Origin of the sequence: Pseudomonas sp. MPB26 (genome assembly GCF_046605355.1) — a bacterium.
Taxonomy (GTDB): Bacteria; Pseudomonadota; Gammaproteobacteria; order Pseudomonadales; family Pseudomonadaceae; genus Aquipseudomonas; species Aquipseudomonas cedrina.
Window position 1 is genome coordinate 3,910,538 of the sequence record NZ_CP176793.1, and the last position, 20,931, is coordinate 3,931,468.

At 61.4% G+C, this 20,931-nt stretch carries 19 protein-coding genes, 1 tRNA gene and 1 pseudogene; 16 read left to right on the top strand and 5 right to left on the bottom strand.

Features of this window, described 5'->3' with window-relative positions; translation table 11 throughout:
• Positions 1-112: 112 nt before the first annotated feature.
• Together ACLH0H_RS18095 and ACLH0H_RS18100 are read left to right on the top strand one after the other, a co-directional pair.
• Positions 113-628, top strand: coding sequence for a DUF2059 domain-containing protein (locus ACLH0H_RS18095; protein ID WP_099586330.1), 516 nt, complete (start codon positions 113-115; stop codon positions 626-628).
• 6 nt (positions 629-634) lie between these two features.
• Entirely contained in the window at positions 635-928 is a 294-nt protein-coding gene (locus tag ACLH0H_RS18100; protein ID WP_076953088.1) for a BolA family protein, read from the top strand.
• Between the two features lie 17 nt (positions 929-945).
• Here ACLH0H_RS18100 and ACLH0H_RS18105 read toward each other — a convergent pair.
• Positions 946-1,035: pseudogene (locus ACLH0H_RS18105) on the bottom strand (outer membrane lipoprotein carrier protein LolA); the annotation flags it as partial.
• Positions 1,036-1,154: 119 nt separating this feature from the next.
• On the opposite strand from ACLH0H_RS18105, the gene ACLH0H_RS18110 reads away from it, so the two are divergent.
• The 5 genes from ACLH0H_RS18110 to ACLH0H_RS18130 all read left to right on the top strand — a co-directional run bounded on the left by ACLH0H_RS18110 (position 1,155) and on the right by ACLH0H_RS18130 (position 7,911).
• Positions 1,155-2,096: a rhodanese-related sulfurtransferase gene (locus tag ACLH0H_RS18110; RefSeq protein WP_411379043.1), complete on the top strand. Its 942-nt coding sequence runs from the start codon at positions 1,155-1,157 to the stop codon at positions 2,094-2,096.
• Positions 2,097-2,132: 36 nt separating this feature from the next.
• Positions 2,133-2,735, top strand: coding sequence for a DsbA family protein (locus tag ACLH0H_RS18115; protein ID WP_411382431.1), 603 nt, complete (start codon positions 2,133-2,135; stop codon positions 2,733-2,735).
• Positions 2,728-4,530, top strand: coding sequence for an ABC transporter ATP-binding protein (locus ACLH0H_RS18120; RefSeq protein WP_411379044.1), 1,803 nt, complete (start codon positions 2,728-2,730; stop codon positions 4,528-4,530). Before ACLH0H_RS18115 ends, ACLH0H_RS18120 begins: the two co-directional genes overlap by 8 nt.
• A gap of 71 nt (positions 4,531-4,601) precedes the next feature.
• The gene (locus ACLH0H_RS18125) at positions 4,602-7,064 is read left to right on the top strand and encodes an EAL domain-containing protein (RefSeq protein ID WP_411379045.1); all 2,463 of its coding nucleotides are present in this window, start codon (positions 4,602-4,604) and stop codon (positions 7,062-7,064) included.
• 79 nt (positions 7,065-7,143) lie between these two features.
• Positions 7,144-7,911, top strand: coding sequence for a TenA family transcriptional regulator (locus ACLH0H_RS18130; protein ID WP_411382432.1), 768 nt, complete (start codon positions 7,144-7,146; stop codon positions 7,909-7,911).
• A gap of 21 nt (positions 7,912-7,932) precedes the next feature.
• Here the strand turns inward: ACLH0H_RS18130 and ACLH0H_RS18135 are convergent, their stop codons facing one another.
• Together ACLH0H_RS18135 and lldD are read right to left on the bottom strand one after the other, a co-directional pair.
• Positions 7,933-8,859: a GGDEF domain-containing protein gene (locus ACLH0H_RS18135; RefSeq protein WP_411379046.1), complete on the bottom strand. Its 927-nt coding sequence runs from the start codon at positions 8,857-8,859 to the stop codon at positions 7,933-7,935.
• Between the two features lie 493 nt (positions 8,860-9,352).
• Complete coding sequence (gene lldD, locus ACLH0H_RS18140; protein WP_411379047.1) at positions 9,353-10,489, bottom strand: FMN-dependent L-lactate dehydrogenase LldD; 1,137 nt, start codon at positions 10,487-10,489, stop codon at positions 9,353-9,355.
• Positions 10,490-10,590: 101 nt separating this feature from the next.
• Between lldD and ACLH0H_RS18145 the strand changes: the two genes are divergently transcribed.
• From ACLH0H_RS18145 to ACLH0H_RS18160, 4 genes are all read left to right on the top strand, one after another.
• Positions 10,591-11,487 (top strand): LysR family transcriptional regulator, encoded by an 897-nt coding sequence (locus ACLH0H_RS18145; RefSeq protein ID WP_411379048.1) that lies wholly within the window; start codon positions 10,591-10,593, stop codon positions 11,485-11,487.
• A 60-nt stretch (positions 11,488-11,547) separates the two neighbouring features.
• Positions 11,548-11,623 (top strand) — tRNA-Asn (locus ACLH0H_RS18150).
• Between the two features lie 161 nt (positions 11,624-11,784).
• Complete coding sequence (locus ACLH0H_RS18155) at positions 11,785-12,597, top strand: DUF1206 domain-containing protein (protein WP_411379049.1); 813 nt, start codon at positions 11,785-11,787, stop codon at positions 12,595-12,597.
• A 272-nt stretch (positions 12,598-12,869) separates the two neighbouring features.
• Positions 12,870-13,337 (top strand): hypothetical protein, encoded by a 468-nt coding sequence (locus ACLH0H_RS18160; protein WP_411379050.1) that lies wholly within the window; start codon positions 12,870-12,872, stop codon positions 13,335-13,337.
• Here ACLH0H_RS18160 and ACLH0H_RS18165 read toward each other — a convergent pair whose 3' ends face one another.
• Positions 13,338-14,243, bottom strand: coding sequence for a polyprenyl synthetase family protein (locus ACLH0H_RS18165; protein ID WP_411379051.1), 906 nt, complete (start codon positions 14,241-14,243; stop codon positions 13,338-13,340).
• Between the two features lie 205 nt (positions 14,244-14,448).
• On the opposite strand from ACLH0H_RS18165, the gene fni reads away from it, so the two are divergent.
• Genes fni through ACLH0H_RS18190 form a run of 5 tightly spaced genes read left to right on the top strand, consistent with a single transcriptional unit; the run spans position 14,449 to position 20,423 of the window.
• Positions 14,449-15,504: a type 2 isopentenyl-diphosphate Delta-isomerase gene (fni, locus tag ACLH0H_RS18170; RefSeq protein ID WP_411379052.1), complete on the top strand. Its 1,056-nt coding sequence runs from the start codon at positions 14,449-14,451 to the stop codon at positions 15,502-15,504.
• The gene (locus ACLH0H_RS18175) at positions 15,501-16,775 is read left to right on the top strand and encodes a glycosyltransferase (protein ID WP_411379053.1); all 1,275 of its coding nucleotides are present in this window, start codon (positions 15,501-15,503) and stop codon (positions 16,773-16,775) included. The genes fni and ACLH0H_RS18175 overlap by 4 nt, the downstream gene beginning before the upstream one ends.
• A complete protein-coding gene (gene crtY / locus ACLH0H_RS18180; protein WP_411379054.1) occupies positions 16,772-17,938 on the top strand; it encodes a lycopene beta-cyclase CrtY in 1,167 nt (388 codons plus the stop codon). Before ACLH0H_RS18175 ends, crtY begins: the two co-directional genes overlap by 4 nt.
• On the top strand, positions 17,935-19,425 hold the full coding sequence (locus ACLH0H_RS18185; protein WP_411379055.1) for a phytoene desaturase: 1,491 nt from the start codon (positions 17,935-17,937) through the stop codon (positions 19,423-19,425). The genes crtY and ACLH0H_RS18185 overlap by 4 nt, the downstream gene beginning before the upstream one ends.
• On the top strand, positions 19,425-20,423 hold the full coding sequence (locus ACLH0H_RS18190; protein WP_411379056.1) for a phytoene/squalene synthase family protein: 999 nt from the start codon (positions 19,425-19,427) through the stop codon (positions 20,421-20,423). The genes ACLH0H_RS18185 and ACLH0H_RS18190 overlap by 1 nt, the downstream gene beginning before the upstream one ends.
• On the opposite strand, the gene ACLH0H_RS18195 is transcribed toward ACLH0H_RS18190, so the two are convergent.
• Entirely contained in the window at positions 20,305-20,841 is a 537-nt protein-coding gene (locus ACLH0H_RS18195) for a sterol desaturase family protein (RefSeq protein WP_411379057.1), read from the bottom strand. The genes ACLH0H_RS18190 and ACLH0H_RS18195 overlap by 119 nt on opposite strands.
• Positions 20,842-20,931: the final 90 nt, after the last annotated feature.

A 20,931-nucleotide genomic window follows, 5' to 3' on the forward strand; every position in this document is an offset into this window, starting at 1 on the left:
TTCATCCTCCACAAATCCGGGCCCGACAAGGGGTGGGGTTGAGCCATGGCGTTTTTTAGGCGCAGAATGGGCGCCCTTGGGGTCTTACCTCGCCTGTTAGAAAGGAAACTCGATGACTCGTCTTCGTGCCATCTGTACCGCGGTTGCTCTGGTTTGCGCCAGCGGCCAGGTTTTTGCCGATACCGCCAGCCACAACGCCAGTGCCGAAGCCTTCCTTACCCTGGCCCATGCCGACAAGCTGGGTACCCCGGTGTACATGCAAGTGCAGCAAATGTTTGCCCAGCGTTTCGAACAGACCAAGGCGCCTGCCGCCAAGCAGTCCGTGCTGGACAGCTACCAGGCCAAGGCCAACGCCGCCCTGGACCAGGCCATCGGCTGGCCGAAGCTGAAGCCGGACATGGTCAAGCTCTACACCACCAACTTCAGCGAATCGGAACTCAAGGACCTGGTTGCCTTCTACCAGTCGCCGCTGGGCAAGAAAGTCCTGGAGAAAATGCCGCAACTGACCCAGCAATCAGCCCAGATGACCCAGGCCAAGCTGGAAAGCGCCGTGCCGGTGGTGAACAAGCTGCTGGAAGACATGACCAACGAGCTGTCGCCTAAAGCCGCACCGGCCAAGAAGAAGTAAGCAGCAATGACCATGCAACAGCGTATCGAAACGGCGCTTGCCGCCCTGGGCACCGGCCACTTGAGCGTGCTGGACGAAAGCCATATGCACAGCCGTGGGTTGCAGACCCACTTCAAGGCCGTGCTGGTCAGCCCGCAGTTCGAGGGGCTCAACCGCGTCAAGCGCCACCAGAAGGTCTACGCCACCCTGGGTGACCTGATGGGCGAGTTCCACGCGCTGGCGCTGCATACCTACACGCCTGAAGAATGGGCGAAGATCGACGCAGCCCCGGCCTCGCCGACCTGCGCCGGCGGGCACTGACGGGGTGATATTTAATCTACTGTAGGAGCGAGCTTGCTCGCGAAAAACCTGAGAGCGCCGTTGGGTGTCAGGTTATCCGCGTCATCGTTCACGGTCTTCGCGAGCAAGCTCGCTCCTACAGTTAACGATTTATCCCTGTTAGAATCCGCAACGCGCCGCTCAGACGGCGCGTTTTTTTTGCATCCGGTTCACCCTTTACGAGGGTAGCCACCTGGAGAGAACACCCATGACTCAACCGATTGTGGTGGCGGCACTGTATAAGTTCGTCACCCTCGAAGATTACGTGGCCCTGCGCGAGCCATTGCTGCAGGCGATGGTCGACAACGGCATCAAAGGCACCTTGCTGATCGCCGAAGAAGGCATCAACGGCACTGTTTCCGGCAGCCGCGAGGGCATTGACGGCCTGATGGCCTGGCTGAAGAAGGATCCGCGCATGGTCGACATCGACCACAAGGAATCCTACTGCGACGACCAGCCGTTCTACCGCACCAAGGTCAAGCTCAAGAAAGAAATCGTGACCCTGGGCGTCGAAGGGGTCGACCCGAACAAAAAGGTCGGCACCTACGTCGAACCCAAGGACTGGAACGCGCTGATCAGCGACCCCGAGGTGCTGTTGATTGATACCCGCAACGACTACGAGGTGTCCATCGGCACCTTTGAAGGCGCGATCGACCCGAAGACCACCAGTTTTCGCGAATTTCCCGACTACATCAAAGCCAATTTCGACCCGGCCAGGCATAAGAAGGTCGCGATGTTCTGCACCGGCGGCATTCGCTGCGAGAAAGCTTCGAGCTACATGCTCAGCGAAGGCTTTGATGAGGTCTACCACCTCAAGGGCGGCATCCTGAAGTACCTGGAAGAGGTGCCGAAGGAAGAGACCAAATGGCAGGGCGACTGCTTCGTGTTCGACAACCGCGTCACGGTGCGCCACGACTTGAGCGAAGGCGACTACGATCAATGCCATGCCTGCCGTACACCGGTCAGCGTGGAAGACCGCGCGTCCGAGCACTACGTGGCTGGCATCAGCTGCCCGCATTGCTGGGATAAGCTGCCGGAGAAAACCCGGCGCAGTGCGATCGACCGGCAAAAGCAGATCGAGCTGGCCAAGGCCCGCAATATGCCGCACCCGATCGGCTTCAATTATAAGCAAACTCCTTCCGAGGCCTGAGCCATGTCCGCGCGCCTGCTCTATGTGATGGACCCGATGTGTTCCTGGTGCTGGGGTTTTGCCCCGGTGGCCGCGGCGTTGGTAGAGCAGGCCCAGGCGGCCGGAGTGCCACTGCACCTGGTGGTGGGCGGCTTACGCACCGGCAGCGGTGCGGCGCTGGAACCGACCACCCGGCGCTACATCCTGGAGCACTGGCAGGCGGTCACCGATGCGACCGGCCAGCCGTTCAAGCGCGAAGGCGCATTGCCGGATGGCTTTGTGTACGACACGGAACCGGCGTGCCGCGCCATCGTCACGGCAAGCAGCCTGGCGCCGGATTGTGCATGGACACTGCTGGGGCTGATCCAGCGCGCGTTCTACGTCGAGGGCCGCGATGTGACCCTCGCCAGTGTGCTGGTGGAGCTGGCCGAGCAGGCGGGCATCCCGCGTATCGAGTTTGCCGGCGCCTTCGACCGCGCCGAGCAGCATGCCGCCACCGCTGCCGATTTCACCTGGGTGCAGGATCTGGGTATCGCCGGTTTCCCGACGCTGCTCGCCGAGCGCAATGGCCAGTTGGCCTTGCTGACCAATGGTTACCAGCCGTTGTCCGAGCTGTCGCCTTTGCTGGGCCGATGGCTGGAGCGAGCCACCTGTGCATGACCAGCCCAAGCGCACTGACCGACTGACCTGGGCGGAAATTCGCCGCCTGGCCCTGCGTCACAAGAAATCCCTGTGGGTCGCCAACGGCGTCGCCGTGCTGGCGACCCTGTGCAGCGTGCCCATCCCTCTGCTCCTGCCGCTGCTGGTGGATGAAGTACTGCTGGGCCATGGCGATGCAGCCCTCAAGGTGATGAACCATGCACTGCCGCTGGGCTGGCAGAAGGCGGCCGGTTACATCGGCCTGATGTTGCTGGTGACCCTGTGCCTGCGTTGCGGCGCGTTGGTGTTCAACGTGGTGCAGGCGCGGCTGTTTGCGCGGCTGGCCAAGGACATCGTGTACCGCATCCGCGTGCGCCTGATCGAGCGGCTCAAGCGCATTTCTCTGGGCGAATACGAAAGCCTGGGCAGTGGCACGGTGACCACGCACTTGGTGACCGACCTGGACACCCTGGACAAATTCGTCGGCGAAACCCTCAGTCGCTTCCTGGTGGCCATGCTCACGCTGGTGGGCACCTCGGCGATCCTGGTGTGGATGCACTGGCAACTGGCCTTGCTGATCCTGCTGTTCAACCCGCTGGTGATCTATGCCACGGTGCAGTTGGGCAAGCGCGTCAAACACCTGAAGAAGCTGGAAAACGACAGCACATCGCGCTTCACCCAGGCCCTGACCGAAACCCTGGATGCCATTCAGGAAGTGCGCGCCGGCAATCGCCAGGGTTTTTTCCTCGGGCGCCTGGGCCAGCGCGCCCGGGAAGTGCGTGATTTCGCCATCCATTCCCAGTGGAAAACCGACGCATCCAGCCGTGCCAGTGGCCTGCTGTTCCAGTTCGGTATCGACATCTTTCGCGCGGCGGCGATGCTCACGGTGCTGTTTTCCGACCTGTCCATCGGCCAGATGCTCGCGGTGTTCAGCTACCTGTGGTTCATGATCGGCCCGGTGGAGCAACTGTTGAACCTGCAATACGCCTATTACGCGGCGGGCGGAGCGCTGACGCGGATCAACGAACTGCTGGCCCGCGCCGACGAGCCGCAGTACGCCGGCGGCGAAGACCCGTTCACCGGGCGTGAGACCGTCGGCATCGAAGTGCGCGGGCTCAATTTTGGCTATAGCGAAGATCTGGTACTGAACCAGTTGAACCTGGCCATCGCCCCCGGTGAGAAGGTGGCGATTGTCGGCGCCAGCGGCGGCGGCAAAAGCACCCTGGTGCAGCTGTTGCTCGGGCTCTATACGCCGCAGGCCGGCATTATCCGCTTTGGCGGTGCCACCCAGCAGGCAATCGGCCTGGAGACCATCCGCGAAAACGTTGCCGTGGTACTGCAACACCCTGCGCTGTTCAACGATACCGTGCGCGCCAACCTGACCATGGGCCGCGAGCGCAGTGACCAGGCCTGCTGGCACGCACTGGAAATCGCCCAGCTCGATGCTACCGTCAAGGCATTGCCGATGGGCCTGGACAGTGTGGTGGGGCGTTCCGGGGTGCGGTTTTCCGGTGGGCAGCGTCAACGCCTGGCGATTGCGCGCATGGTGCTGGCCGAACCGAAAGTGGTCATCCTCGACGAAGCGACCTCCGCCCTCGACGCCGCCACCGAGTACAACCTGCACCAGGCGCTCGCGCGCTTCCTCAGCGGGCGTACTACACTGATCATCGCTCACCGCCTGTCGGCGGTTAAGCAGGCCGATCGAGTTTTAGTGTTCGACGGTGGTCACATTGCTGAGGATGGCGATCATCAGCAATTGATTGCCGATGGCGGCTTGTACGCCAAGCTCTACGGGCACTTGCAACAAGTACGTTGATTTAGCCTAGGCTCAGCTATCGGAAGCGGATTTTCGCGTGCGTATCCAGCAGTGCATGTGTAAGGGACTTCATGAAGCAAAAGCGGACTCTCGGAACGCCAAGGCTGTTGGGCATCGTATGGCCTTTCATCGCAGTGGTGCTGTTCCAGGCATTGTTGGGCTGTATCAGTCTCTTCATGCTCTCAGCGGTGCGTGGCTATGTGGCCGGCGAGAGCCTGTGGTCCAAAGGCCAGAAAGACGCCATCTATTACCTGACGCTTTACGCCGATAACCGCGATGAAGCCACCTACCTCAAATACCTGCAGGCTATCGCGGTGCCCCAGGGCGGCCATGAGCTGCGCGTCGCGCTCGATCGTCCCACGCCGGATCTTGCGGCTGCTCGCCTGGGCATTCTCAAGGGCGGCAACCACCCGGATGACGTCTCCAGCCTGATCTGGCTGTATCTCAATTTTCGCCATTTCAGCTACCTGGAAAAGGCCATCGAGCTGTGGACTGTGGGCGACGGCTACCTGGTGCAGCTCGATGATCTGGCCCGCGAGATGCACGGCGCGATCCGCCGCGACCAGGTCAGCGCCAACGATGTGCGGCAGTGGAAGGCGCATATCATCGCGATCAATGAAGGCGTAACCCCGGCGGCCAAGGCGTTCAGCGATGCCCTGGGCGAAGGCTCGCGGATGATCCTGCGGTTGCTGCTGATCACCAACCTGGCCACGGCCCTGGGCCTGATTGTGCTGGCGTTGTTGCGCACGCATAAGCTGCTGACCCAGCGCCACGCCTTTGCCGACGCCCTGCAACAAGAGAAGGAACGCGCGCAGATCACGCTGGAGTCGATTGGCGACGGGGTGATCACCACCGACGTCGACGGCGCCATCGCCTATATGAACCCGGCGGCCGAGGCGTTGACGCACTGGAAGTCCGCCCAGGCCCAAGGACTGCCGTTGGCGGCGCTGTTCAAGCTGCTGGATGACAATGCACAGCCCGACGGGTTTACCTTGATCGACCATATCGTCAAGGGCCGGCTCAGTGGCGGCAGCGAGCACTCTAAAACCATCCAGCGCCTGGATGGCAGCACGGTATCGGTAACGCTGGTGGGCGCGCCGATCCGCAGCGCCGGCAAGGTTACCGGCGCGGTGCTGGTGTTGCATGACATGACTCAGGAGCGGCAGTACATCGCCAACTTGTCCTGGCAGGCGACTCACGACGCCCTGACCGGCCTGGCCAACCGCCGTGAATTCGAGTTCCGCCTGGAACAAGTGCTGCATCCCGCCGCGCAGCAGCAGGGCGGGCGGCATGCATTGATGTTCCTCGACCTCGACCAGTTCAAACTGGTCAACGACACCTGTGGCCACGCGGCGGGTGACGAACTGTTGCGACATATCTGCGCGGTGCTGCAGTCGGACCTGCGCGAGGGCGACACCCTGGCGCGGCTGGGGGGCGATGAGTTCGGCATCCTGCTGGAGAATTGCCCGGCGGCGGTGGCGGAGAAAATCGCCGAGAGCCTGCGCCATACCGTGCAAAGCCTGCACTTTGTGTGGAAGGGCCGGCCGTTCATGACCACCGTCAGCATCGGCCTGGTGCACCTGGGCCAGACCCCGACCACCTTGGAAGCTTCCCTGCGCGCCGCCGACATGGCGTGCTACATGGCCAAGGAAAAAGGCCGCAACCGAGTGCAGGTGTATCACGCCGACGACTCGGAACTCTCCGTGCGCTTTGGCGAAATGGCCTGGGTGCAACGTTTGCACATGGCCCTGGAAGAGAACCGATTCTGCCTGTACGCCCAGGAGATCTCGCCGCTGGGGCAGGTCGACGGAGGCGATGGGCATATCGAGATCCTGCTGCGCCTGCATGACGAGGCCGGCCGCATTATCTTGCCCGACAGCTTTATCCCGGCCGCCGAGCGCTATGGGTTGATGACGTCCCTGGACCGTTGGGTGGTGGAGAATGTGTTCCAGATTATCGCTCGTTGCCTGCAGGAGCGGCCGGGCCGACCCATGGCCATGTGTGCGATCAATCTGTCGGGCATCACCATTGGCGATGATGACTTCCTCGGGTTTTTGCACGAAAAGTTTGAGGCTTACAGCATCCCGCCCAGCATGATCTGTTTTGAAATTACCGAAACCGCCGCGATCGCCAATCTGGGCAGTGCGATTCGCTTTATCAATGAACTCAAAGCCTTAGGCTGCCATTTTTCGCTGGATGACTTTTGTGCCGGAATGTCCTCATTCGCCTATCTCAAACATTTACCTGTAGACTTCCTGAAGATCGATGGAAGTTTCGTAAAGGATATGCTGGACGACCCGATTAACCGCGCGATGGTCGAAGTGATCAACCACATCGGCCACGTCATGGGTAAGCGCACAATTGCAGAATTTGTCGAGACACCGCAGATCGAACAGGCCCTGCTCGAAATCGGTGTGGATTACGCTCAGGGCTACCTGATCGAACGACCGCAATTGTTTACCTTTGATAGCTTGCAGTGTCGACCTGTGCGGCCCCAGCCTCTGTTATTCAAGGCGCCCGGCACGTTCCGCTGAAACATTTGCTGGTCTGTACAATCACACTTAAAAAGGAGCCTTAACAGTGATCGACACCTTCAACAGAACCGGCCCGCTTATGGAAGCCTCCAGTTACCCCGCCTGGGCTCAGCAATTGATCCAGGACTGTAGCGAGAGCAAGCGTCGAGTTGTTGAGCACGAACTGTACCAGCGCATGCGCGATAACACGCTCAGCGCCAAGACCATGCGTCACTACCTCATCGGTGGCTGGCCGGTGGTGGAACAGTTTGCCTTGTACATGGCACAGAACCTCACCAAGACCAAATTTGCCCGCCATCCCGGTGAAGACATGGCGCGCCGCTGGCTGATGCGCAATATCCGCGTGGAACTCAACCACGCCGATTATTGGGTGCATTGGGCCCGTGCCCACGGTGTGAGCCTGGAAGAATTGCAGGCCCAGGATGTGCCGCCGGAGTTGCACGCACTGAGCCATTGGTGCTGGCACACAAGTTCCGCCGATTCGCTGATCGTGGCGATTGCCGCGACCAACTATGCAATCGAAGGGGCGACGGGGGAATGGTCCGCCGTGGTGTGTTCCACCGGCGTCTACGCGGCGGCCTTCCCGGAGGAAGAACGCAAGCGTGCGATGAAGTGGCTGAAGATGCACGCTCAGTACGATGACGCCCATCCATGGGAAGCGCTGGAAATCATCTGCACCCTGGCGGGGACGAACCCGACCCAGGCATTGCAGGTAGAGCTGCGCCAGGCCGTGTGCAAGAGCTACGACTACATGTACCTGTTCCTGGAAAGCTGCATGCGCCTGGAGAAAGAAAAGGCACCCGCGGTTGTGCGTGAGCGCCAGGCGCGGGTCGCCAGCGAAGCGTGACGCAAGACGATGGCGGGGTTTCTACCCCGCCATCGCCAAGCGGTTGCGGCCTGCGCGCTTGGCCACGTACAAGGCGCTGTCGGCGCGGCGCAGCAGGCTTTCGGCGGACTCAGCGGCCAGCAAGGTCGAGCAGCCCAGGCTCACCGTCAATTCGATCCGCGTTCCATCCGCCCGATAATCCTGGGCCTGTGTCGCCTGGCGCAGGCGTTCACCGATCATCGCCGCCGCGTCCCGGCCGGTGTTGGACAGCAATACCAGGAACTCTTCCCCGCCAAACCGAAACACCATGTCCACGTTGCGCAACTGGCCCTTGATCGCCCCGGCAACGGCGCGCAGCACGCTATCGCCAGCGGCGTGGCCGTGGGTGTCGTTGATGGTCTTGAAGTGGTCGATGTCCAGCATCAGCAAGGACAGCGGGTTCAGATGCCGGCGCGCCATGTCGATTTCCCGTTGCAGGGTCTGGTCCATGGCAATGCGGTTGCCGGTCTCGGTCAACGGGTCGCGCAGGGCGCTGCGGGTGGCGGCGCGGTAAAGCAGGGCGTTGCGCATCGGGTAGAGCAGGGTGGCCAGCAGCGATTCAAGCTGGCCGAGTTCTTCTTCCGACAAACGCTGGTTGCGACGGAAGATCAACTCGCCCAGGTGCTCGCCTTCATGGCTCAGGCTGTAGTTCACCGCATGGTGGCCGCGATGGCCCAGCTCCAGGCGCAGGTCGCTGGCCTGATGGCGGTATTGCAAGGCGTCCAGGGGCACCAGGCGCTGGATCTCACGGAAGAACACCGCGAGGATGCGCTCCGGCTCCAGGCTGGTTTGCAACTGCAGGCCCAGTTGCTGGCGCAGTTGAGTGACCGTGGTGGGGCGGCGCGGCAGGAGGGATGGCTGACCAAATCCCAGGCGTTGCAATTTGGCACTGTCAAAGTCAATTGCGTTGGTCTGGGTAGGTGTTTTCATAAGCGATCGGCCTCTACGCACTTAGCTGTCTTACAGGCTCGATGAGAGTGGCGAGTGCCAGGCGTCTTACTGTTCCTTCAGTTCCGTAAAACATTGGTTACAGTCTAGACCGCTTTGCAATGGGTTATAACCCCTGGGCACCGCCGCACGTCTTGTCATCGCTTGACCTGCTTGAAAAGGGTTAGAGCGAGATTCATGCCAAACGTTTTAATTAAATTAAACGCCTTATAAATCAAGCAGCTGCTTTATCGCAGAAAAACAGCAACCGAACTATGACGCCAGTTATTTGGCAAGTAAGGGCCTGATTGCCCCCACTAATAAAAGTACGCATATCTACAAATTCTTGCCGGCACATCTGTAGTGAGCGGGCTTGCCCCGCGCTGGGCTGCGAAGCGGCCCCAATAAATACACCGCCGAGTTCCAGGTAGAACCCGGTCGCCTGGTTTGGGGCGGCTTCGCCACCCAGCGCGGGGCGAGCCCGCTCACTACAAGGTCAGGGGTAAACCAGGGTGGAGCGGTCGATCTGTGCGATGGAGGTGACGCCGGTCAAGGTCATGGCCACGCGCATTTCCTTGGCGAAGATGTCCAGCAGGTTTTCCACGCCGTGCTGGCCATCGGCGGCCAGTGCATAGGCGGTGGCGCGGCCGAGCAGGCATGCCTTGGCACCCAAGGCGAGCATGCGCACCACGTCGAGCCCGGAACGGATGCCGGAGTCCACCAGCACCGTGAGGTCGTCGCCCACCGCGTCGGCGATCGGGGGCAGCGCTTTGGCGGTGGACAGCACGCCGTCCAGCTGGCGGCCGCCATGGTTGGACACCACAATGCCATCGGCGCCGAAACTCACGGCATCCCTGGCGTCCTGGGGGTCGAGGATACCTTTGATGATCATCGGGCCTTTCCAGAATTCGCGGATCCACTCCAAGTCTTTCCAACTGATCGACGGATCGAAATTGTTCGCCAGCCAGCCGATGTAGTCTTCCAGGTGAGTGGGCTTGCCCAGATACCTGGAAATATTGCCCAGGTCGTGGGGACGGCCCATCAAGCCCACGTCAAACGCCCATTGTGGCTTGGTGACGGCCTGCAACATGCGCCGCTGTGCCGCGAACGGCCCGGACATGCCTGAGTGGGCATCGCGGTAGCGCGCGCCGGGCGTGGGCATATCCACCGTAAATACCAATGTTGTCACGCCCGCAGCTTGGGCTCGCTCGAGCGCGTTGCGCATGAAGCCACGGTCCTTGAGCACGTACAGTTGGAACCAGATCGCTTGCGGGCTTTGTGAAGCCACCTCTTCAATCGGGCACACCGACACCGTCGACAAGCAGAACGGGATGCCTTTGTTCGCCGCCGCCTTCGCCGCCTGCACTTCGCCGCGCCGCGCGTACATGCCGGTCAGGCCTACCGGGCTGAGGATCACCGGCATGTCCAGCGTCTGGCCGAACACCGTGGTCTTCAGGCTCAGGCTGTCCACATTGCGCAGGATGCGCTGGCGCAGGCTGATCTCGGCCAGGTCCGAACTGTTCGCACGCATCGTGTGTTCGGCGTAGGCGCCGCCGTCGATGTAGTCGAACAGAAAGCGCGGCAGCTTGCGCTTGGCCGCTGCGCGGTAGTCGGAGGCGGACGAGATGATCATGAAAAAAAGTCTCCACAAGGCAGGGCGGATCAGCATAGGTAAAAAACTGGCATGATAAAAACAACTTTTATCGCTGGCGGCTAGTCGTTAAAGGAATACTGATGAACCTGAGAACCTTACGAGCTTTTGTCGAAGTGGTGCGCCAGGGCGGTTTCTCCCAGGCCGCCGAGGTGGTCGCCCTGACTCAATCCACGGTGAGCAAGGCGGTCAAGACCCTCGAAGACGAACTGGGAACGCCATTGCTCAATCGCCTTGGCCACCGCAATGAACTCACCGCTGCCGGCGAGATCGCCTACCGTCGCGCCCTGGTGCTGCTTGCTGAACATAACGACCTGGTCGCCGAGATCAACGACTTGCGCGGCCTCAAGCGCGGCGTACTGCGCATCGGCCTGCCGCCGGTGGGCTGCGGCGTGCTGTTCGCAGCGATGTTTGCCACCTACCGCAGTCGCTTCCCGGACATCGACATCGAACTCACCGAATACGGCAGCAAGAAACTGCGTGAATGCCTGGAAGCAGGGGAGGTCGACCTGGCGGCGCTGCTGCTGCCGACAGACGAAGCCTTCGACTACCAACCCGTGCGCAATGAACCGCTGATGGCCGTACTGCCTATCGATCACCCCCTGGCCGGACGCGCGCGCATCGACTTCACCGACCTGGCGGATTCAGCCTTCATCCTGTTTGAAGCCGGCTTTGCCCTGAACGCCAAGATTCTCGCCGCCTGCGAGCGCAAAGGCGTCACGCCCAAAGTTACCGCGCGCAGCGGGCAGATCGACTTTATCGTCGACCTGGTCGCCGCCGGCTTGGGCGTGGCATTCCTGCCGCGCATGCTGGCGCACAAGCATCAACACGCGGGAATCGCCCTGATCCCCTTGGACGAACCCCAAACCGACTGGCACATCGCCCTGGCCTGGCGCGCCAGCGCCCACCTGCCGCCGGCGGCCTTGGCCTGGCTGGAGTTGGCCAGGGAGCACGCGGTTTCAACCGACCCTCCGGTTTAATCGCGGTCAGGGCCAGAGAAGGCTTGACTTATCCTTTTCAATCAGTAACATACGGCGCATTCCGCGATAGCTCAGTTGGTAGAGCAAGTGACTGTTAATCACTGGGTCCCTGGTTCGAGTCCAGGTCGTGGAGCCAGATAGCAAGACAAAGAGAAGCCTGCAGCGATGCAGGCTTTTTTTTGCCTTGGATTTTTCGGGGGGATCAAAGCGCACAGCGTGACCAGCATGAAGCCGTTAAAATAGAACCCAACCCAGCGAAAGGGGTCTGCTCCTTTATCTGAACTCGGGAATAATCGAATGTCCGCGCAAAACAGCCTAGTGATACTTGCTCGGGGAGGCTACGCCGCTCGGGGACTGCTTTATTTGATCATCGGTATCTTCGCACTGTTGGCAGCACATGATTCGACAAAACCGAAAGACAGCCACAAGAGCCTGGAAGCACTGCTAAGCCAACCATTTGGCTATTTTTTAGTTGGGCTTGTGGTGACAGGTCTGCTCGCATTTGCGGCTTGGCGCGTCCTGCAAGCTACGCGTGATGTCGATCATCACGGCAAAGAACTCAAAGGCCTGGTGATTCGCGCAGGTCTGTTGGCGGGAGGTATGGTTAACGGCGCTTTAGCGCTTTTTGCATTGAGCCTGCTCATTAGCGGCATTAGAAGTTCGGGTAAATCCAGTGGGCAGGCCAAAGACTGGCTGGCGCATGTTTTGTCTTGGGATCATTCGAATTTGATGGTGTACCTGATCGCACTCGTTCCGCTGGGCGTAGGTATTGCTCACATCATCAAGGGAGCAAAGGCGTCGTTCGAGAAATATTTTGAGGCCGATGAAGACGTCATGCAGTATGTCCGTCCTGTATCTCGATTCGGCCTGGTTGCCCGTGGGGTTGTATTTCTAGAGATTGCGGTGCTGCTGGCAATCAGCGGCTCCACTTATCAAGCCATGGATCCACCTGGTATGAAGGAAGCACTGGACGCGCTCCAAAATCTACCAGCTGGTTGGTTGATTTTGATAGTGATGGCATTAGGGCTGATTGCGTTCTCGGTTTACAGCTTCGCTGAAGCCTTCTGGCGCAAGATCAATATGGATGTGCCCGGAATACCGAGACCGTAGCGTGCCAGCAATCGTCGCACCAGTTCGGATCCATGCCGCTCACGCTTAGGGGAATAGAGCAGGTTCATTCACCTACCCACTTTTTGGAACGCCTGCCTATCCTTCAGACCCGCCGGCCTCCGCGAGCGTCTGCTGCGGCGTTGCAGGAAAGCACGCCGCGTTCGGCCAGCGCAGTTGCACAAAGGCCGCAACGCCCATCGCGATAATGACCAGACGAATTGAGCACCACTGACTTAGTATAGGGATCCCTTTCGTTAACGAGGTTTTCTACGATGCGACGTCTTGTTCTCGTGGCCCTATTGCTTCAGTGCTTCAGCGCGTTGGCGGACGACGCGATTGTGCCGGTCAAAAAGTGGACGTTGCTCGACCAGAATGACAAAGCCTATACCCTCGACGACGATGCCCAGGTGCTGCTGGTGGCCCGCAGCATGGCGGCGGCGAAACTGGTGAACGCCGCCATCGAAGACTCACCCGCCGGCTATCTCGAAGCCCGTCACATGATTTATGTCGCAGATATCGAAAAGATGCCTTCCCTGGTCAAGATGGTGGCTGTGCCGGCGATGCGTTCTGCCAAATACCGGATCCTGCTGGACCGTGATGGCCGGGTCGCCAGTGAGTACAAGGGCGACCGTGATTCGGTTCAATGGCTGACGCTCAAGGGCGGCGCCGTCATGCAGGAGCAACGGTTCACCGACGGCACGGCGCTCAAGCAGGCCATTGCGCAGCGACCACAGCCTTGATCAGCGGGTGATCGTTGCTTTTTTGAAGACCATCGCCATGAAGCCGGCAATCATGTCGGCATCGTCGAAGACCTGGCGCAGGTTGCGCTCGGCGTTGGCCAGGTGCGTATAGAGCTGCTCCCTGACCTTGTCCGCGCCGTAAATTGAAACGAAGGTGGACTTACCCACGTCCTTGCCCTGGTCCTTGCCGCTGTCCGGGCAGTTGTCACACAGATCGTCATACATCTGGAAGGCCTGCCCCAACTCGAGGGCAAAGTTCTGCAAGACCGCGCGTACGCGTTCGTCGCTGTTGCTGATCAGCCAGGCCATGTCCACGATAGCGCCGAACAAGACCCCCGTTTTGAGCGTGTTGGTCAAGGCGATCTGCTCGGGGCTGCGGGATCGCTGGCCGTCGCGCAGGTCCTGAAACTGTCCACTGACCAGCCCCTGCATGCCCACCGCGTTGGCGGCCAGCTCGACGAGTTGGGTCCTGATCGCGGGCGCCAAGTCGCTGATTGATGCAATTACACCGAACGCACGGCTCAGCAACGCGACTGCGGTCAGGATCGCCACGTCCTCGCCGAACTTCAAATGCACGGTTGGCCGGCCGCGCCTGAGCGATGCGTTGTCCATGCACGGCATGTCGTCGAGCACCAACGACGCGGCGTGGATCAACTCCACCGCGCAGCCCAGGTCCAGGGCGCAGTTGCTTTTATGCCCAAGCCCGTCGGCAATCAGGATCAGCAGGATAGGGCGCATGCGCTTGCCGGGCGCCAACGTGGATTCGCGCATGGCGAGCGCCACCAGGTCGCGCTCGTTGCGGCTTTCGGACAGTAACTCATCCAGGCGCTTCTCGATGGACGCGCGTACCTGAGAAAGGCGCTCGGTAAAACCGAGATCGAGGATGGCGCCGGGTTGCGTGGTCATCGATGTATTTACCTCTGCTGTTGCGAATGGGCGTGCGCACCGGTGGCGTTGACCTGCCACGCTAAAAGTTGGGAACGACTGCGCATCGGAGGTGCCTCAGTCTTAGCGGCAAAAAAAACTTATGCGGTCATCACTTGTTTGTATAAGTTATCTTAGTAGCTGACAGTGTCGAGCACAAAATGATTCAAGCAATGTGGGGCTTGTAATGAGTGACAACGATCTGAGTAGACGCAAGGACGATCACCTGGACATCGTGCTCAACGCAAGCGCCTGCCCAAGCGGCATCGGCACAGGCTTCGATGCCTTGCAATTTGAACACTGCGCGCTGCCTGAGTTGGACCTCGACGCCATCGACTTGAGCGGCGGGCTGGTCGGCAGAACGTTGCGCGCACCCTTGCTGATCAGTTCCATGACGGGCGGCGCCGAGCGTTCCACGGCGATCAACCGCCATCTGGCCGAGGCGGCCCAGGCGCTTGGCATCGCCATGGGCGTCGGCTCGCAGCGGGTGGGACTGCGCAGTGGCAATGATCAAGGCCTGACCCGCGAACTGCGCCGCCTGGCGCCAGATATTGCGTTATTGGGCAATATCGGCGCCGCGCAATTACTGGAGCGCGATGGCCTCGACCTGGCGCGTCGGTCGGTGGACACGCTGCAGGCCGACGCCTTGATTATTCATCTCAACCCGCTGCAGGAAGCGGTCCAGGCCGAAGGCGACCGCAATTGGTGCGGGGTGCTGGAGGCCATCCGGCGCACCGTGGAAACGGTCGGAGTGCCTGTCGTGGTGAAGGAGGTCGGTGCCGGGATCTCGGCGCAGGTCGCGTTGGCGCTGGCCGGTGCCGGCGTGCAGGTTATCGACATCGCGGGGCTGGGCGGCACGAGTTGGGCAGCGGTCGAAGCTGCCCGCGCCGTGCGCCCGCAAGATCGACGGGTAGCCGAAGCCTTCGCCGGCTGGGGCATACCGACCGCCACCAGCCTGCAAAACGTTCGGCGCGCATTGCCCGACATGCCCTTGATTGCCTCTGGCGGCATCCGCAACGGCGTCGACGCGGCCAAGGCCATCTGCCTGGGTGCCGATGTGATTGGCCAGGCGGCAGGCGTTCTGCGCGAGGCCACCCTGTCGACGTCGGCGGTCATCGAGCATTTCGACATCGTCATCAGGCAGCTGCGCATTGCCTGCTTCTGCACCGGCTCGGCCAACCTTGCGGCGTTGCGAAGTGCGCGTCTGCTGTCCGCCACCCCCTCGTTGGCCCTGCGCCCATGAGCCATTTCGCTGTCGTCGCGCCGGCGTTCTATAGCCATTTCCAGGCGTTCCAGGCGTTGGCGTCGGCGTTGATCGACCGTGGTCATCGCGTCACGTTCTTTCAGCAGGCCGATGCGCGCCGCTGGCTCACCGACCCTCGTGTGGGGTTCCACACACTGGGCGCCGCCAGCCATCCGCCGGGCAGCCTCGCCGGCGTGTTGCGACGGGCCGCGACGTCAAACAATCCTCTGCGGCTGCTTGGTGTGATTCGCGATCTGTGCGCGACCACCCGCATGCTGTGCCGTGAATTGCCCCAGGCGCTGACCCAGAACCGCATCGATGCGCTGCTGTGCGACCAGATGGAGGCCGCCGGTGGCCTGGTGGCGGAGGCGCTGGACGTGCCGTTCATTTCCGTGGCCTGTGCCTTGCCGGTCAATCGCGAGCCTGGGATTGCGCTGGCCGTCATGCCGTTTGCCTATGGCACGGATGAGCGCAGCCGACGCCTGTACGAAGGCAGCCAGCGGGTGTATGACTGGCTGATGCGGCCGTTGCGCGATGTGATCCGCGCTGCCTGCCGGGAGTTTGCGATTGAACCGCGCGATGCACTTCACCAGTGTCTTTCGCCCTACGCGCAAATCAGCCAGACGATTGCCGGATTCGACCTGCCGCGCCAGCAGTTGCCTGCGACCTTTCACGCCGTCGGCCCGTTACGAACGCCTGGGCATCAGGCAGCGGGCGAGTGGACGATCGACCCTGAGCGCCCGTTCATCTTCGCCAGCCTGGGCACCTTGCAGGGTGGGCGCATGAACATGTTCCGCCAGATCGCCAAGGCCTGCGCGCGGCTCGACGCGCAGTTGATGGTTGCCCATTGCGGGGGCCTGGACCGTGCGCAGCAAGAGCGCCTCAAGCGCAGCGGGGCAACCTGGGTCGTGGATTTTGCGCCGCAACAGTGGGTCCTCGACAGAGCGGATGCGGTGGTCACCCATGGCGGCCTGAATACGGTGATGGATGCGATCAAGGCACGCACACCAGTGTTGGTCATGCCCATCGGTTTTGATCAACCGGGCGTGGCCGCGCGGGTCAGCCACGCCGGCGTGGGCCTGAACCTGAGCCGACACGCGCGCGCGCCGAGGATTCATGACGCGTTGGCTCGGCTGCTTGAACAACCCCTCGAACCTTTGCACCGGCTGGCGGCGCAATTGGACCAGGCGGGCGGCACGCAACGGGCGGCCGACATCATCGAAACGGTCGTGCGCACCGGCAGGCCCGTGCCCGTGGAGACCCTGCCATGACCTACGATTTGATATTAGCCGGCGGCGGTCTGGCCAATGGCCTGATCGCCTGGCGACTCAAGCAACTGCGGCCTGAATTGAACGTGCTGTGTATCGAAGAGCAAGCCAGCATCGGCGGCAATCACACCTGGTCGTTTCATGACGGCGACCTGAGTCCGGCCCAGCATCAATGGATCGAACCGTTGGTGGTGCGCCGTTGGCCGTGTTACGACGTGCATTTCCCGGCGCGGTCACGGCGTCTTTCTTCCGGGTACGCCAGCATCACTTCCGAGCGCTTTGCCGAGGTCATCCAGGCCGCACTCGGTGACAACCTGCGCACTGGCCAGCGCCTTACACAGGTGACACCGCAGTCAGTCACCCTCGCCACCGGCGAGACGCTTGTGGCCCAGGCGGTCATCGACGGCCGTGGCGTGCGGGAGAGTGAGCAGATGGTGCTCGGGCGGCAGGCGTTCCTGGGGCAATTGCTGCAATTGCACGCCCCCCATGGCCTCGATGCACCGATCATCATGGATGCCCGAGTGGCCCAGGGGCAGGGTTATCGTTTCGTGTATGTGCTGCCGTTCAGCGCTGACACGCTATTGATTGAAGACACTCATTACGTGGACCGCCAGGCATTGTCCGCCGACCAGCTTCGCGCTCATATCGCCGATTACGTCAGCGAGCAAGGCTGGAGCGTCGCCGCCTGCCTGCGTGAGGAGGAGGGCGTATTGCCCATCACCTTGGCGGGCGACTTCACGCAGTTCTGGCGTGAAGCGAAGGGGCAGCCGCTGGCCGGATTGCGCGCCGGACTGTTCCACTGCACTACAGGCTACTCGTTGCCCCATGCCATGCGCCTGGCTGACAGAATCGCGCAACAACGCGACCTGAGTGCCGAGGCGCTCGATAAAAGCATACGGGCCTTCGCCCATCAGGCCTGGCGCCGTCAGCGCTTCTACCGCCTGCTCAATCGCATGCTGTTTCTGGCCGGGCAACCTGAAGACCGCTGGCGGGTGATGCAGCGTTTTTATGGCCTTCCCGAAGGCTTGATCAGCCGCTTCTACGCCGGCAACAGCAGCGTTGCGGACAAACTGCGGGTGGTCTCCGGCAGCCCGCCCGTGCCGGTCATCGAAGCCTTGCATGCGATGTGCCGTTACCTGCCCAGACACTACGAGAATCGAGAATGATCGACGCAAAAAAGGCCATCGTGATTGGCGCCGGATTTGGCGGGCTTGCCTTGGCAATCCGGCTCCAGGCTGCCGGCGTACAAACGACCATGTTGGAAAAGCGCGACAAGCCCGGTGGCCGCGCTTACGTATATCACGATGAAGGGTTCACCTTCGACGCAGGCCCCACCGTGATCACCGACCCGACGGCGATCGAGGAATTGTTCACGGCTGCCGGTCGAACCATGGCCGACTACGTCGAGTTGCTTCCCGTGGCGCCGTTCTACCAGCTGTGTTGGGAGGATGGCTCGCGGTTTGATTACGCCAACGACCAGGCGGCGCTGGATCGTCAGATCGCCCAGTTCAACCCACGTGACGTGGCAGGCTATCAACGCTTCCTGGCGTACTCCAAGGCGGTGTTCCACGAGGGCTATCTGAAGCTGGGGGCGGTGCCGTTCCTGTCGTTTCGCGACATGATCCAGGCCGGGCCGCAACTCGCCCGGCTGCAGGCCTGGCGCAGCGTGTACGCCAAGGTATCGAGCTTTATCGAAGACGAGAGGTTGCGCCAAGCGTTCTCGTTTCACTCGCTGCTGGTAGGCGGTAATCCGTTTGCCACGTCGTCGATCTATACCCTCATTCATGCGCTTGAGCGCGAGTGGGGCGTTTGGTTTCCCCGCGGCGGTACCGGCGCGTTGGTGAACGCACTGGTCAAGCTGTTTGAGGACATCGGCGGGCGCATTGAACTCAACGCCGATGTGGCCAGCATCGAAGTGGTTGCCGACCGCGCCACCGGGGTGTGCCTTGCAGACGGACGCCAGCTCCACGCCGACTGCGTCGCCTCCAATGCGGACGTGGTGCACACCTACGCAAAGTTGCTGGGCGCGCATCCCCGGGGAACGCAGGAAAGCACTCGCCTCAAGGGCAAGCGCTTCAGCAACTCGCTGTTTGTGATTCACTTCGGGCTCAAGCGCCCGCAGCCTCAGTTGCAGCACCACACCGTGTGCTTCGGGCCGCGTTATCGCGCGCTTATCCAGGAGATCTTCAAGGGCAAGGCGCTGGCCGAGGATTTTTCCCTCTACCTGCATGCGCCCTGCGTCACAGACCCAAGCCTTGCGCCGCCGGGCTGCTCCAGCCACTACGTACTGTCCCCTGTGCCGCATCTGGGCAACGCGCCGATTGATTGGGACGTCGAAGGACCGCGCTATCGGGATCGGATTTTCGACTACCTCGAAAAACACTACATACCGGGACTGCGCGAGGACCTGGTCACCTGTCGTATCTTTACGCCGGCGGATTTTCAACACGAACTGAACGCGCACCTGGGCTCTGCATTTTCCCTTGAGCCCATCCTCACCCAAAGCGCCTGGTTCCGCCCGCACAACCGCGACGCCAAACTCGGCAATGTCTATCTGGTCGGCGCGGGCACCCATCCTGGCGCTGGCGTGCCCGGCGTGATCGGGTCCGCCAAGGCCACCGCCGGACTGATGCTGGAGGACCTGCACCGGTGATGGCTATTGAAGGTGATGATCAGACGCTGCTCGACCATGCGACCCGAAGCATCGCCGTCGGCTCCAAGAGTTTCGCGGCGGCGTCGCGGCTGTTCGACCCGGCCACGCGCCGCAGCGCCGTGATGCTCTACGCCTGGTGTCGACATTGCGACGATGTGATTGATGGCCAGGACGCCGGCCACGCGGCAACGCCCGTCGGGCAGGACGAGGTCAATCAACGGCTCGTAGCGCTGATTGCCCAGACGCATGCGGTATTCGCCGGCCAGCCCGTCGAGACCGAGGCATTCGCGGCGTTTCGTGAAGTGGTAATCCGTCATCGCCTGCACGAGACGTACGCGTTGGAACATCTGTCCGGGTTCGCAATGGACGTTCAACAACGCCACTATCAGCGCATCGAGGACACGCTGGACTACTGCTATCACGTTGCCGGCGTGGTCGGGCTGATGATGGCGCAAGTCATGGGTGTGAGCGACGAACAGACTCTGGACCGAGCATGTGACCTGGGCATGGGCTTTCAACTGACCAACATCGCCCGGGACATCGTCGAGGACGCAGGCGTGGGCCGCTGCTATCTGCCGCAAGCATGGCTGGATGAGTTCGCGATACCGCAGCAGCACCTGGCCGAGCCTGAGTATCGAGCAGCCCTGGCCGTACTGGCGCAGCGTCTGGTCGACAGGGCGGAGCCTTTCTACGTCAGCGCCGAGGCGGGTTTGACCGCCTTGCCGTGGCGCTCTGCCTGGGCGGTGGCGACAGCCAGCGGGGTTTACCGGGAGATCGGTATCAAGGTCAAACAGCGCGGCAGCAAAGCCTGGGATACACGTGTCTCAACCTCAAAATTCGACAAGGTGCGCTTGGTGCTGGCGGGGCTCTGGCGCGCCATCAGGTCCCGTGGCCGCCGCTGGCCGGGTCGCCCCGCTGATCTTTGGCAACGTCCCCGTCACGCTTCTCCAGCGGGCCGCCATGCAGCGCGCGAAGCTGGCGCCGAAGTGTCGCAATAGACGGCGCGTACAAAAAGCCGAAAGAGACGCACCCGGCCTTACCTGAAACGGCATGGTGCATCCGATGCGCCTGATAAAGGCGCTTCAGATAGCCGTTTCTCGGCACGTACCGCAGCGGCCAGCGCTTGTGCACCAGGCCGTCGTGGGCGAGGAAGTACAGGAAACCGTACGCCGTCATGCCTGCGCCAATCCACTCAAGCGGGTGCACGCCCTGATTGCCGAGGGCAATCAACACGATGGCGAACAGCGCGAACACCACCGCATACAAATCATTCTTCTCGAACCATCCCGTCCGGGGTTCATGGTGAGAACGATGCCACCCCCAACCCCATCCGTGCATCACGTACTTATGGGCCACGAACGCGAAGCCTTCCATGCCGATCAGGGTGGTCAGGAACACCAGAGCGTTGAAAATCATTTGAATCACTCATGATAAGTCAGCTGTTCAGACTCGTTTCAGTGCGCAACGTTCTGAGTGTGTGCTCAATGGTCGGGTTGGGCAAAACAA